Here is a 13,961-nt window from a genome sequence, read left to right as displayed (position 1 = left end):
TGCTGCCTTAGTCCTGTGTGGCGAGATCAAACTTCCAGGCACTGCCCTCAAGATCACCGCTGCTATCCAAGTCACTGACCAGGTAGACCTGTCCCCCGCGGTAACCCACGTACTCCGCATCCTCGAGGTCGCCACAGTAGCTGAGTTTCTTGGTCGCCCCCTCCTTGAGGCGCAAATGCTCCGGATCGCGGACCAGCTTGAGCGCGCTACCCGTCGGGAACACGACGCGCATATCCGGGACGTGGAATTGGAAGACGAAACGATCAGTCTCCCGTCCCAGGCGGAACGTCGCGTCCGCGCAGACCTGCGCCTTGTCAACGTCGATCTTGTCGACGGTGATCTTTGAGCCCGAGTAGCCGTCGTCCTTGACCTTCTGCGCCTCCCCAGCCTTGGCAACGTTCTTGCCCAGCTTCTCCCACAGCGGGGAGGAAACCTCGACCGGTTCGACGTTGACCGGCAGGTACTCCGGGGAGTCGAAGTCCGTCAGGTCCTTGCTTGCGGTGGCCTCGCGGTCCTGAATGTCCAGGTTTGTCAGCTGGCTGGCCAGCGGCTTCAGCGCGCCGCACGTCGCCGGAGTGGACAGGGTGCCCACGAACAGGCCGCTCTTGCTGTAGTAGGTGCACTTTTCGGTCGGCTCGGTGGACAGGTAGCCGTCCTCGCTCTTTTCCTGCGCGGTCCAGCCGCGCAGACCGTCGCTGCTCAGGGAGACGCTGTCGTCCGGCACCGAGACGCCTGAGGACGAGCTGTCGATCTCCATGGTGACGAGGACCTCGCCACCATCGGCGGTCTCGTACCAGCCCTGGCAGGTCTCCTCGTCGCCGGAGACTTGGACGTCCTTGAGGCCAACGGAGTTCCAGAACTCTTCCCCCAGGTCGCAGTCGGCGAGCTTGTTCTTGGAGACGTGCTTCGCGATCTGCTCGTTATCCCAGCCCAACGGCCCTTTTTCGGTACCGCGGGTCGCCTGGTAGATCCACAGTCCCGCGTAGACCAGTGCCGCGATGACGACGACGGCTAGTGCGGTGAACGCCCACGGCTTTAGGTTCTTGCGGGGCTTGTCTTGCTGCCCCTGCGGCGGTTGACCCCCAACGGGTCCCTGTGGGCCCTGTGAACCTTGTGGCGGCGGGGCACCGTTGCCGGCGGGCTGCTGCGCAGGCCCGTTGGCTGGCTGGGACGGCACGCCCCAGTCGTATGGCTGGTTCTGGTTAGGCGAATTCACGTCAGGATTCCTTCTCAGGTGGCGTCCAGCTCCCTTTCATCGGAGCACAACAAGAAACACGGTATCGCACGCGAAATGGTCTCGTGCGGATAGCGCAAATGTGCGGGTAGAAGGCCAATCGGGGAAGTTCGGTAGAGCGGAGCATTCGCTCCCAGTGATCTGATAAATTCCTGTTAGAAAACCCGTCGATGCTGGCCGGAAGGAAGCACATGGCCCACTACGACCTTTATCAAGCTCTCAATCTCGACCGCTCCAAGGCACCGGACGAGATCAGCGCCGAGCTCTCCGAACGCCTGGAGAACAACGAGCTGGACAATATCGGTGGCCGCGAGGAAGTGGAGATCGCCCGCTCCATCCTGGGTGATCCACAGAAGCGCACCGCCTACGATTCCCGCCTGGATGATCCGAACGCGCCTGAGGTGGATGTCAACGCCCTCCGCCAGCTCGCCGCCGCGGACTTCTCCGCGGGCGCTGCGCCGACGGGCGATCACGCAGCGGGCGCCGGTGTTGCAGCTGGTGCTGCCGGTGCCGCAGGCGCAGCGGGCATAGCTGGCTCAGCAGGTGCCCAGCACTCGCAGGAGAAGCAGGGCCCGTCGCTGGGCGAGCGCTTCAAGGAGGCCGGTACGAAGACCCAACAGCAGCTCGCGCCCGCCGTGGAGAAGACCAAGAAGGAGTTCGGCCGCTCCTCCAAGATGGCAATCCTCATCACCGCGATCGCCACGGCCGTCGTGATGCTGCTGATCTTCGCCGCCGTGAGCCTCTTCGGCGGCATGGGTGGCGATAACGTCACCGGAAAGGGTGCGCCGAATAAGAAGGTCGAACAACTGTTGAAGCTGCGCGACCGGGACAAGACGGATAAGTGGATCCGGGAGAATATCCACATCAAGGCCCAGGATGCCCTGATCGACGAGCTGGATCTCAACGATGATTACCGTGGTATCGACCGCTACCTGGGTGCTGAGGACCCGAAGGCCCTGTACACCGTCGATGACCAGGACTTCATGCGCCTGTCCATGAACTTCGACGAAGACAAGGTCAAGGACGCGTACAAGAACAGCCAGCTCAAGAAGAGCTACACCGTCCAGATCGGTGATAAGAGTGGCCGTGACACCGGCCAGCGCCTGGACGTCGTTGAGCTGGAGGACGGCAAGCTCGTCGTGAAGTTCTACGACGTGGGCTCGCAGAGCTGGGCCGATTTCGTCGAGGACTTCGACGTCGACGACATCAGCTCCGGCAGCAAGTCCTCTTCCTCTTCCAAGGGCTCCTTTGGTGACTTCTGGAGCGAGCTGACACGACAAGCATTCGGCGATTAATTCGCCGCCGCGACGATCGCCGGGGCACCCTCCGCCGCCGTGGCCCGCAGCGACCAGTCCGCCAGCCGGGTGAGATCGGTGCGTTCCGGGGAGATCTCCAGGATGCGGGCTCCCGCGGCCTTCGCAACCTGCGGCAGTCCCGCTGCCGGGTAGACCACGCCCGAGGTGCCAATGATGACCACCAGGTCGGCCTCCCGCATCGCGGCCTCGGAGGCGTCCCACTCGCGGTGCGGCAGCGGCTCACCGAACCACACCACGCCCGGGCGGATGGGGTTACCGCACAGGGAACAATTCGGCGGGGTGACGCGCTCCAGCTGATGATCAGGGAACTCAGGGGTGCGGGCGGGCTTGTGACAGATCGCGCAGCGGTAGCTGAAGAGGCTGCCGTGCAGGTGCGAGATCCGCTTGCTGCCCGCCCGTTCATGCAGGTCATCGATGTTTTGGGTCACCACGTGCAGGTTGATGCCCCGCTCGGAGGCCCAGGAGGCGTTCTCCCACTCGGCGATGGCCACGTGGCCGGCGTTGGGAGCTGCCTGCCGGCAGACATGTCCGCGCCAGAGGTACCAGGCGTACATGGGGTCAGGATCCTTGGCCCAGGAGTCCAGGGAGGCCATGTCCTGCGGGTTGATGCGCTCCCAGATACCTGTCTGTGCGTCGCGGAAGGTGTCCAGCCCGGAGTCCTTACTCATTCCCGCGCCGGTGAAGACGACGACGTTACGCGCGCCCGTCAGGACGTCGATCAGTTCTTGCGGTAGGCCGTCGTTCAGCGTGAAAACACCAGAGTTCGTGCTCATGGCCCAAGGCTAGCCCGTGGCTGGTCGTGCCGGGTTCGGGTTACCCAAGAAGCTGCTCGCCCCTCCTGCCCGGAACCAGCCCGGCGCCCAGCTCAGCAGCAGGAAAGCAAGCTGCACTCTGCGAGTTCCACTACTCCGGCCGGGCTGGTGCACCTCGACCCTGGGGTTCTGCGAGCCGTGTATCGAATTGGCTACTAGCGAGTTTCCGGTCAGCGTAGGTGATGAGATCGAGCACGTCGTCCGCATAGTAGCCACGTTGTCCTTGTGGACCCACAGACTTTGACCGCAAGATTCCGGCCTCCTCCAAAAAATCCAGTGCTTGACGGGCACTCGCAGGAGCCTTCCCATAGATGCGGTTGACCGTAGCCACCGTGACCACTGGGTGTTCCGGCAAAGCCCCCAAGAGGCGTATCACCAGGGAGTCCCGGCGCAGTTCTCGCACCTTCCCGCTAGCCTTCCTCGCAGCATCGACTTGCTCCGCCCACTGCTGTTCCATAGCGCTCAATTCATTCGAAAGCTCTTCTGCCTGGCCCACTGCCACATCAGCCGCTTCAACGAATAGGTCGAGCCACCCGGAAAGGTCCCCCTCCCGGAACTTGGTCAATCCCTCGACGTAGCGCTGCGACCATGTTCCCAGAACGAGGCTGATGGGCAGGAGGGTTTTCGGCGCGAGGCCACGGCGTTGAAGGACCCCATGAATGAGTGCTCGACCGACCCGGCCGTTCCCATCTGCGAACGGGTGAATCGTCTCGAATTGTGCGTGGACAATCCCCGCCTGGAGAAGCGCACCGTGGGTTGCACTATTCAGGTATTCAACGAGGTCTTCCATAAGTTCCGGAACGTATTCTGGCGGGGGCGGAACGAACTCTGCTCCAATTGGGGTGAAGTCCCCGCCACCGATCCAGTTTTGTTGCTCACGTACGCCTACAGGGATCCTCCGCTCGCCGCCGATGAGCTGCTCCTGCAGACGCTCCAGCATGTCGACCGTGATTGGACCCAGCGCTTCGAATTGTTCCTCCACGCTACGGAGCACGGTGAGGTTGCGAGCCACCGCTGCAGCATTCGGTTTGAATCCCCGGACATCCTCACTCTGCGCGAGTTCTGCAAGAGCAATCTTGTCTACCCTCGGCGCAATCCCCTCGATCTTGGAAGAAGCAACTGCCTCCGAACGCATCAGCCATCGGGCGATGCTCTCCAACTGCGTGGCGCCTTGTAGCCGCCCAAGCTGCAAAATCTTCCGCTCCACAACGGCCGCTTTGTACGACACGTCGTCGTCGACAAGTAGCGGTGCACCACGCCGGCCCTGCATCAAAAAATCTGGGACAAACGCGCGGAAGTGTCCACCAGCCTTATCGCGTTTCGGCACCCCTGGTGCATCGATTGGGTGCCAATGCTGATCAACGTAGTGCCCCATACACGCCTCTTCCTGGGTAGCCGGGCTACGGCTCACGCCCTGGGCGGCAAGCCAAGACTTATCCTTTAGTGATTAAGGGCTACACCTTCGGCTCAAGGTTTATACCTTAAGCGTTAAAGGGTAACTCTTCGGCTCAAGAGTACCCTTTTAACTTTTATCCCAGCACCCTGGTTTAGACCTGATCGATCGGCTTGATCATGATCGTCTCCACATCCATGTGCGCGGGCCGGCCCGCGATCCAGCGCACGGTTTCGCCGATATCCTCCGCCACCAGGTTCTGCACGCCCTCGTAGACCTCGTCCGCGCGGGCTTGATCCCCCTTGAAGCGGTTCAGCGAGAAGTCGGTAGCAACGCGGCCCGGATCCAGCTGGCAGACGCGGATGCCGTCCTCGGCGAACTCCATGCGCATCACGTCCGTCAGCGCGGTCTCCCCGAACTTCGCGGCGTTATAGCCCGCCCCGTTCCGGTATGCGCCACGCCCGGCCATGGAGACCACGTTGATCACCTGTGGTGCCTGCCCGGCCTTGAGCTGTTCGTATAGGGCGCGGGTGACCTGCAGGGTTCCCATCACATTGGCCTCGAACATCCAGCGCCAGTCCGCCGGGTCGGTCTCCACGATGGGTTCCAGGCCGCGCGCCCCGCCCGCATTGTTGACCAGCAGGTCAACGCTGCCGAATTCCGCGGCGAGCTGTTCGGCCACCGCGTCGATGGAGGCCTGGTCGGTGACGTCGAGGACGATGACGGTGGCCTGGCCGCCGGCGTCCTGAATTCGGGCCTGCACCTCCCGGAGGCGGTCCTCGCGGCGGGCGGTGAGGACGACGTGCCAGCCGTCGGCGGCGAGTGCTTCTGCAGCGGCGGCCCCGATGCCTGCGGAGGCCCCGGTGACGACGGCGGTGCGGGTGTTATCCGTGGTGTTAGTCATGCCCCTCAGGCTAGTCGGCACCGCAGACACGCGCGCCGATTCGCCGACGGGGACCTAGTCCCGGTCGCTGCTCACCCGGTCGGTGCTCACAGAGCCCGGCCGTCCCGCGACCACCGTGGCCGGTCCCTGCACAGCGCCGATAGCCACGGCCACAACGAGCATGACCACTGCAGCGCCAACGTAGAGCGCCAGCGGCGACCAGCCCGAGTCCACCAGGTAACCGACCACAAGCGGGCCCATGATCGCACCGATGCGACCCACGCCCAGCGCGATGCCGACACCGGTGCTGCGCAGGTGGAAGGGGTAGGACTGCGGGGTGATCGTGTACATGCCGGTCACGCAGCCGTTGAGCAGCATGCCCACGGCCACGCCCAGCGCCAGCATGAGCACCGGGAAGTCCGTGCTGAGGATGAAGGCAACCAGGACCCAGCCCGCCGTGAGGGAGAAGATCACCAGTGTTGTGCGGGTGCTCAGTCGGGTGGTCAGCACGCCGAAGAGCACGGAGCCCACCGTTCCGCCCAGGGCGAGCATGATCCCGCCCAGCGTGCTGAGTTGCTCGCTCAGCCCGACCTCGGTGAGCAGCTTCGGGGTCCACTGGTTCGCAAAGTTGAAACCGAAGTTCACCAGCGCAAAGCCCAGCCACAGCAGCAGGGTGTTGCGCAGCAGCTCCGGGCCCAGCAGGTCGCGGAAACGGCCGCGCTCTGCAGCCGAGGGGACCGCGACGGTCACCCGCTGCTGCTCGTTCGCGCCAGCCGACACCTTGCCTATGCGCCGGGCCAGACGCTGGAGGGCGGCGTCGTCCCCGCGAGCGGCGAGGGTCTCCGGAGTCTCCGGAATGAAGAAAAACACGGCGAGCAGCGCGACCGTCGTCAGCACTGCGCCAGCGAAAAACACGATGCGCCAGCCATGATCCGGGATGAAGGTGGAGGCAATCGTGCCGCACAGGGAGGCACCCAGGCCGTAGCCCGCGGCATAGATCGCCATCGCCAGGCCGCGGAAACGCAGATTGGAGAACTCGGAGGTCAGCACGGTCACGCAGGCGAGCACGCCGCCCACCCCGATGCCGGTGATCACGCGGTACACGAAGAGCTCGGGCACGCTGCTGCTGAACCCGGTGGCAATCAGGCCGGCCAGGGTGATCAGCAGGGAAATCACGATCAGGCGCTTGCGGCCGAAGCGGTCGGCCAGCGGGGCCAGCGCCACCGCACCCACCCCCACGCCGATCAGCGCGGAGGCCAGCAGCCAGCCGAGGGTGGATCCACTGAGATCAAATTCCTTCGTGACCGCATTCGCCGAGAAGGCCATCGCGACCAGGTCGTAACCGTCCAGGGCGTTGACGAAGGCGGCGACCGCGATGATGAGCCACTGATAGCCGGACATCCGGGTGTTATCGATGAGTTGGCGCAGATCCATCAATAATCCTTAAATTCTGCGTAGCCTCGCCGGTCAGGGGCGTGAAGCTACGTATCCAAAGAGCTGGGAATAAACCTAGCCATTGGGGCGGACAGAAAGAATTTCAGTCCTCAGAATTCGCACAATCTGTTCGATCTCTGCCTCCTTCAGGGGTGAAGGCAGGGTGAAGCGGAGGGCGGACTGCGCCAACTCCGGGCTATAACCCATAGCCAGCAGCACCGGGGAGGGTTCGGATTGGCCCGCGCGGCAGGCTGACCCGGAACTCACCGCGAATCCCGCAGTATCCAACGCCACCAGCAGGGACTCACCGCTGACCCCTTCGACAACGAAGGAGGCGTGGTTGGGCAGCCGCTCGGTGGGGTGCCCGGTCAGCGCCGCGCCCGGCACGCCGGCGAGCACGGCCTCGATCAGGGCGTCACGGGAGGCCATGAGCTCCACGGCTCGGGTGCCGATCGAGGCACGGGTGGCTGCGACGGCGGCGGCGAAGCCCGCGGCCCCGGCGATATTGCTGGTGCCCGCGCGTCGACCGTTTTCCTGCTCCCCGCCGTGGATGACGGGCTCCAGGGCGACATCCCTGGGCAGGAGCAGCGCGCCCATGCCCTGCGGTCCGCCGAATTTATGGGAGGCCACCGCTGCGCTGGTTATTCCAGTACCGGGCCAGCCACCGTCCGCGAAGCTGACTGGCAGGCCAGCGGCGGCCTGGACGGCGTCGATGTGCAGGGAAATCCCCAGCTCGAGGGCGGTGGTGCTGAGGTTCTCGACGCTACTGACGCTGCCGACCTCCGAGTTGGCCAGGCCCACGGCGACCAGCGTGGTGTCCGCGGTCAGGTACTCCCGGGCGGCGCTGTCGAGGACTCGTCCCGACGCGTCGACGGGCAGGTAGTCCACGGTAAAGCCGTGGATGCGTTGCAGGTAGTCCACGCTGGCTAGCACGGAGGAGTGCTCGGCCTTGGTGGTCACGACCCTCCGCCCGCGCGGATTGGCCAGGGCGCGGCCGATGATGCCGAGGTTATTCGCCTCCGTCCCACCGGCGGTGAAGATCACGCCGTCTGTGGGGACGCCGAAAGCCCGCGCCACCGTGGTGCGGGCGTGGTCGAGTTCCCGGTCCGCGCGGTGCCCGGCGCTGTGCACGCTGGCGGCATTACCCGGACCTGCGTCCCACACCCGGTTCATCGCTTCCCGGGCGGCCGGGTGCAGTGGTGCGGTGGCGGCGGCGTCGAGGTAGCGGGACATTAGGCCTGGTCCTGTGCTTCCTGGTCCTGCGTGCTCTGCGCTGCCGGCTCCAGTGCGTCGAGCCCCAGGTCAAGGGAGCCCGCGGAGTGAGTGAGCTTACCGACGGAGATGACGTCCACGCCGGTGGCCGCGAGCTCCGCGACCGTCTCCAGGCTGACGTTGCCGCTGGCCTCGGTGGCCGCACGGCCGTCGATCAGGGCGACGGCACGGGCGAGCTCGGTGGGGCCGAAATTATCCAGCATGATGCTGTCCACCCCGGCGGCGAGCACAGGCTCGATCTGGTCCATGCGGTCGACCTCCACCTCGATGTGGGTGGTGTGGCCGACCCGGCTGCGGACGACGCGCAGCGCCTCGGTGATCGAGCCCTCCCCGAGGCTCGCGGTGAGTGCTGCGAGGTGATTGTCCTTGACCATCACGGCGTCCGAGAGCCCGTAGCGGTGGTTGTGTCCGCCGCCGACGCGCACGGAGTGCTTCTCGAAGGCGCGCAGGCCAGGGGTGGTTTTCCGGGTGTCGACAATGCGGGCATTCGTTCCAGCGATGGCGTCGACGTAGCGGGCGGTCATGGTGGCGATCGCGCACATGCGCTGCGCGAAGTTCAGGGCAATGCGCTCGGCGGTGAGCACGCCGCGGGCCGGGCCCTCGATGACCGCGAGCTGCTGGCCCGCGGTGAAGCGGGTGCCCTCGGCGGCCAGTTCGGTGACGGTGATCGCCGGGTCGGTGAGCTCGAAGGCGGCGCGGACGACCTGCCCGCCGGCGAAGACCCCGTCCTCGCGGGCGGTCAGCGCGGTGCGGAGGCGGGTGTCGGCGGGGATGGTCGCCTCGGAGGTGATGTCTCCCCACGGGGCGTCCTCGGCGAGGGCGGCGCGGACGGCGGTGGTGATGGTGTCTTGGGTGAGCATGGGGCCTTTCGGGTTCTTCTTCGGGGCTTGTTGTCGCTGGGCTGTTTTCTCGGGATTTGTTGCTGCTGCGCTGTGTGAGCTGGTCACGGCGTTTTTCTGGGCGTTATGTTCCGGCGGGGACGAGCCGCAGGAAGCGGGAGCTGGCCTGATTCGGGTCCGTGCGGGGATAGTCGCGACGGCGGTGGGCTCCCCGGGATTCGGTCCGGACCTCCGCCGCGGTGGCCACGAGTTGCGCCACGGTGGCGCTGGCGCCGGGGACCTCTGCCAGCCGTTGCCGGGCCTGCCGGATGCCCTCGCCGGTTCTTTCGACGTCCAGCCCCTCACCCACGGCGTCCCGCGCAGTGGCCTCGTCCTGTGCCGCAGAATCGTATTGCGCAGCGCCGTTCGATTCCTCGACGTCTGCCGGAGACGTCACGCCCGGCGCGGTGCCTTCCGGCAGCGTCAGCTCGACGTCCAGCACGCGGCCTTCGGCGGTCGCGGTTACCAGCCCCGTGGGTTGTTGTCCCTGGTCGCCGGAGACCTGCGCCGCGGCGTCCTTGCCAGCGGCAGCGGCGAAGACCAGCGCCTCGAGCAGGGAGTTCGACGCCAGACGGTTCGCCCCGTGCACGCCGGTCCGGGCGGCCTCACCGGCGGCGTAGAGGCCTGGCACGCTGGCGCGTCCGTGCAGGTCAGTGGCGATTCCGCCCATGCAATAGTGCGCGGCCGGGGCAACCGGAACGATCTCGTGGCGCCAGTCGATGCCCTGCGAGGCGAGCATCGCGGTGATGCCCGGGAACTCCTCGGTCAGCTGCGGGATGTGGCGGGCGTCCAGCCACACGTTCTCGGTGTGTTCGTGCAGGGCGCGGCACACCCCGGTGGCGACGACGTCGCGGGGCGCGAGCTCCGCGCGCGGGTCGACGTTCTTAAGAAAGCGCTGTCCCGCATCGTCGAGCAGCACTCCCCCAGCCCCGCGCACCGCCTCGGAGATGAGAAAGTTGGTGCCCGCCAGGACGGTGGGGTGGAACTGGACGAACTCCATATCCGCCAACACCGCCCCGGCTCGGGCCGCTGCGAGGATCCCGGCACCCGTGCACACCCCACCGCTGGTGGAGCGGGGGAAGATGCCGCTATATCCGCCGGTGGCGACGATGGTTGCGTCCGCGCTGAGGTCTAGTGTTTCACCCGCGCGGCGCACCCGGGCGCCGGTGACCACGCCGTCGGTGAGAAGCAGTTCGGCCAGCTCGCAGCCGGGGTGTTGGGTGATCGCGCCAGCCTGTGAACCACCGCTGTGCTCGCCCGTGCTCGCCTCAATCTTCTCTGCGAGGAAGGCGTGCAGGGCCGCGCCGGTGCGATCCCCCCACGCGTGGACGATCCGCTCCGCGCTATGCGCCGCTTCCAGCGCGAGCGCGGGCGTGCCATTCGGGAGCAGGTCGGCGGGGAAACCGGCCGCGAGCAGGCGGCGCACCGCCACCGCCCCCTCGGCGGCCAAAAACTCGACCGCCCGGGCCTCCTCGGAATTCGAGGGAACCAGCCCCGCCCCCGCGGCCAGGGTGTCCGCGACGTGCGCGGCCACGCTATCGGCCGGGTCGATCGCGGCGGCGATCCCGCCCTGCGCGAGCTGCGTGGCTCCCCGGCTGGCGGCGATGCTTCCGCCCGGATAGATCAGGGCGACCTCGGCGCCGGCGGCAGCCGCGGTGAGCGCGGCGACCATGCCGGCTACCCCGGAGCCTAGGACGTTGACCTGCGGCATCAGTGAGGCTTCGCAGCCAGCATGCGCTCGAGGGCAACCTCGGCGTGCTCGGCGACGGACTCGTCCACGGTGATCTGGTTGACCACCTTGCCGTCCACCAGGGACTCCAGCGCATAGGCCAGGTACGCGGGGTGGATGCGGTACATCGTGGAGCACGGGCAGACCACCGGGTCCAGGCAGAAGATGGTGCGGTCCGGGTACTGCTGGGCCAGGCGGTTGACCATGTTGATCTCGGTGCCGATGGCGATGACGTCGCCCGGCTTGGAGGCCTCCACCTCGCGGCGGATGACTTCGGTGGAGCCGGAGACGTCCGCGGCGTCGACGACCGGGGCCGGGCACTCAGGGTGGACGACGACTCGCACGCCCGGGAACTCAGCGCGCGCCTTTTCGATCTGGGCGACGGTGAAGCGCTTGTGCACGGAGCAGAAGCCGTTCCACAGGATCACCTTCGCAGCCCGGATCTCCTCGGCGGTGTTGCCGCCCAGCGGCAGGTGCGGGTGCCACATGATGATCTGCTCGTCCGGGATGCCCATCGCGCGAGCAGTGTTGCGGCCCAGGTGCTGGTCCGGCAGGAAGACGACCCGCTCGCCGCGCTCGAAGACCCAGTCCAGGACGGTGCGGGCGTTCGAGGAGGTGCAGACGATCCCGCCGTTGCGGCCGCAGAAGGCCTTGATGTCCGCGGCGGAGTTCATGTAGGTCACCGGGATCAGCGGTGCCTTGGCAGCGACGTCCCCGTCGCCGTTTGTTCCCAGCACCTCGCTGAGTTCCTCCCAGCAGGCCTCGACCTGGCTGATGTTCGCCATATCGGCCATGGAGCAGCCCGCAGAGAGGTTCGGCAGGATCACGGCCTGGTTGTCCTGGGAGAGGATGTCCGCGGTTTCCGCCATGAAGTGCACGCCACAGAAGACGAAGGCCTCGGCCTCCGGGTGGGCCTTCGCCGCCTGGGCGAGGTTGAAGGAGTCACCCACGAAGTCCGCGAACTTCACGATCTCATCGCGCTGGTAGAAGTGGCCCAGGATTTTCACCCGGTCGCCGAGGGTCTCCCGGGCGGCGATGATCATGGCATCCAGCTCGTCTGGGGTGGCGCTGGTGTAGCGCTCCGGCAGCACGCCCTGGCGGGGTGCCACGGTCGGGAAGTCATCGCCGTGGGAAGCGCCCGGCCCGTAGGAGGAATTCTGGTCGACCTCCCAGGGCTCGGCGGGCAGCTGGGAGTCACAGGTGCTGGACTCGGCGTCGGCGGCCTTGAGGATGAGGTTGGTTACGGAGCTCATAGTCTTGTGCTTTCTGTTGTGGCTGCCCCTTTAAGGCAGGTGGGTTCAGTGGTGGGTTTTCGCGTCGGGTTGGTCGTGTCGCCAGTGGTCAGTTTCTACAGTTCTGCCCGGTCGGATTCGGGGACGAAGCGGTAGTACTTCGCGGGTCGGTGTTTGGTTCCTTCCTGGTATTCCCCGGTTTCCTCGACGTCCCCGCTGGCGAGGACCTGGCGGCGGAAGTTGGCCGGGTCGAGCTTCTTGCCGAGAATGACCTCCTGGACGTGGCGTAGTTCGGCGATGGTGAAGGAATCCTCCAGGAAACGGTGTGCGACGAGGGCCTTTTCGGTCCTTCTGCGCAACCGGTCGATGCCCGCGTCGATGATCTCTGCGTGGTCGAAGGCCAGGGGCGGGAGGTCATCGGTGCGGAACCAGGCGATGTTTTCTTGTTCCTGACGTTGCCGCTGCTGGAAGTCGCTGTCCCGGAACTGTGCCCAGTAGGCGATGGTCACGGTGCGCTGCGCCTCGGCGGAGCGTTCCACCGATCCGAAGGCGTAGAGCTGTTCCAGGTAGTTCGGCTCCGCCTGGGCGGCGGCGACGAGGTTCTCCAAGGCAGTTTCGGTGAGGGTTTTATCCCATTCGGTGGGCCCGCCGGGCAGTGCCCAAGCGCCTTCGAAGGGTGGCCGAATGCGGCGCACGAGCGGGACCCACAGTGCGGGGCTAGCTGCATCCGCGTGCGGTGGGTCAATGGCGAAAGCCACCGTGGAGACAGCCACCGTGGGGCCGAGTTGTCGCCTTTCGGCGACGTTTAGGCCGGTCCATCGCCTCATGCCGGGCCTCCTCACTACTTAATGTCATATTGACACTAAGTAAGTGTATGGCGCAGCTCACCCCCGGTCAAGGCGAATGGCCGAACGCGCCCATATGGCAGCCGCGCCCATCGCAGCGAGCTCGGAACATCGTCAGTGGCTCAGGGCCACACCGCCGCCGCGCGCCAGGCCCCGGGCCGACAGACCGAGAAGCTAGAAGAACAACGGCAGCAGGAAGGCCATGCCGGTGCTCCAGGAAAGGTGCAGCGCCGTCGCGCCGAGGATAGTGCCGTACCGGCGGGCGAGCAGCGCGGTAAACAAGCTGATGCACAGCGAACCAACCAACAGCAGCGGGACCCCCATCGCCACCGTGACCAGCACATAAAGCGCCACCTGCAGGCCAAGGGACGCCGCCGGGCTAGCGAGGGAATCCAGGGCGCGGCGGGCGACGTCGCGGAAGAAGAGCTCCTCCCCCACCCCGTTGAGCACCAGGGTGAGCACCGTGGCCCACAGCGCGTCCACCCGCATGTTGTCCATCAGCCCCGCGACCGGCTCCGCCAGCACCAGAATATTGCGGGTTACCAAGGCCCCCAGCAGGAAGATCCCGAGCAGCACCACACCTAGCCCCACACCGACCCCGAGCTCACGGGCGGCCGTCGAGCCGGCGCGCGGGCTCAAGCAACGGCGGTCGCCGAAACCCAGCCACGCGGCAAGCCACACCAGGAAGGCCACGGCGGTGGCCAGGTAGAAGCTGGCCGAACCCGCGGGCGAGGAAGATACCCAAAACAGGCTCGCGGCCCCCAACACGGCCGGGACCAGGATGATGGCGAGGCGCGCTGCCACAGGCTTATTCTCCATGCGCCAGATGCTACCGGGGCGGGCAGCCACGCCCTGCACGCCGTTCAGCCGCTCACTCCGCACGCTTGCTGCTTGCTAATCCCACCCGCCCCACACGCCGCCCGCGCACGAGCG

Annotated in this window: 12 protein-coding genes; 1 reads left to right on the top strand and 11 read right to left on the bottom strand. The window is 66.2% G+C overall.

The window, feature by feature from the left end; translation table 11 throughout:
• Positions 1 to 7 precede the first annotated feature (7 nt).
• The gene (locus tag QP413_RS07030) at positions 8 to 1,216 is read right to left on the bottom strand and encodes a hypothetical protein (RefSeq protein WP_284781274.1); all 1,209 of its coding nucleotides are present in this window, start codon (positions 1,214 to 1,216) and stop codon (positions 8 to 10) included.
• A 188-nt stretch (positions 1,217 to 1,404) separates the two neighbouring features.
• Here QP413_RS07030 and QP413_RS07025 point away from each other — a divergent pair, with 188 nt between their 5' ends.
• A complete protein-coding gene (locus QP413_RS07025; RefSeq protein ID WP_284781273.1) occupies positions 1,405 to 2,529 on the top strand; it encodes a hypothetical protein in 1,125 nt (374 codons plus the stop codon).
• Here QP413_RS07025 and QP413_RS07020 read toward each other — a convergent pair.
• The 10 genes from QP413_RS07020 to QP413_RS06975 form a co-directional block, all read right to left on the bottom strand.
• Positions 2,526 to 3,323 (bottom strand): NAD-dependent deacylase, encoded by a 798-nt coding sequence (locus QP413_RS07020; protein ID WP_284781272.1) that lies wholly within the window; start codon positions 3,321 to 3,323, stop codon positions 2,526 to 2,528. The genes QP413_RS07025 and QP413_RS07020 overlap by 4 nt on opposite strands.
• A gap of 130 nt (positions 3,324 to 3,453) precedes the next feature.
• Complete coding sequence (locus QP413_RS07015; RefSeq protein ID WP_284781271.1) at positions 3,454 to 4,737, bottom strand: Fic family protein; 1,284 nt, start codon at positions 4,735 to 4,737, stop codon at positions 3,454 to 3,456.
• 172 nt (positions 4,738 to 4,909) lie between these two features.
• Positions 4,910 to 5,659, bottom strand: coding sequence for an SDR family oxidoreductase (locus tag QP413_RS07010; RefSeq protein ID WP_148811472.1), 750 nt, complete (start codon positions 5,657 to 5,659; stop codon positions 4,910 to 4,912).
• Positions 5,660 to 5,713: 54 nt separating this feature from the next.
• Positions 5,714 to 7,072: an MFS transporter gene (locus tag QP413_RS07005; RefSeq protein WP_284781270.1), complete on the bottom strand. Its 1,359-nt coding sequence runs from the start codon at positions 7,070 to 7,072 to the stop codon at positions 5,714 to 5,716.
• Between the two features lie 75 nt (positions 7,073 to 7,147).
• Entirely contained in the window at positions 7,148 to 8,305 is a 1,158-nt protein-coding gene (locus QP413_RS07000; protein WP_284781269.1) for a cysteine desulfurase family protein, read from the bottom strand.
• Positions 8,305 to 9,204 carry a carboxylating nicotinate-nucleotide diphosphorylase gene (nadC, locus tag QP413_RS06995; protein ID WP_284781268.1) on the bottom strand — a complete coding sequence of 300 codons (900 nt, stop codon included), beginning with the start codon at positions 9,202 to 9,204 and terminating at the stop codon, positions 8,305 to 8,307. Before nadC ends, QP413_RS07000 begins: the two co-directional genes overlap by 1 nt.
• A gap of 103 nt (positions 9,205 to 9,307) precedes the next feature.
• A complete protein-coding gene (locus QP413_RS06990; protein WP_284781267.1) occupies positions 9,308 to 10,933 on the bottom strand; it encodes an FAD-binding protein in 1,626 nt (541 codons plus the stop codon).
• The gene (gene nadA / locus QP413_RS06985; protein WP_284781266.1) at positions 10,933 to 12,204 is read right to left on the bottom strand and encodes a quinolinate synthase NadA; all 1,272 of its coding nucleotides are present in this window, start codon (positions 12,202 to 12,204) and stop codon (positions 10,933 to 10,935) included. The genes QP413_RS06990 and nadA overlap by 1 nt, the downstream gene beginning before the upstream one ends.
• A gap of 95 nt (positions 12,205 to 12,299) precedes the next feature.
• Positions 12,300 to 13,010, bottom strand: coding sequence for an NUDIX domain-containing protein (locus tag QP413_RS06980; protein WP_148811466.1), 711 nt, complete (start codon positions 13,008 to 13,010; stop codon positions 12,300 to 12,302).
• Positions 13,011 to 13,202: 192 nt separating this feature from the next.
• The gene (locus QP413_RS06975; protein WP_284781265.1) at positions 13,203 to 13,847 is read right to left on the bottom strand and encodes a CPBP family intramembrane metalloprotease; all 645 of its coding nucleotides are present in this window, start codon (positions 13,845 to 13,847) and stop codon (positions 13,203 to 13,205) included.
• Positions 13,848 to 13,961: the final 114 nt, after the last annotated feature.

This window comes from Corynebacterium sp. UMB4614, from assembly GCF_030217065.1.
In the GTDB taxonomy this organism is placed as follows: domain Bacteria; phylum Actinomycetota; class Actinomycetes; order Mycobacteriales; family Mycobacteriaceae; genus Corynebacterium.
Note: the sequence above shows the minus strand (reverse complement) of the source record. Positions and strands in the feature narration are given on the sequence as shown.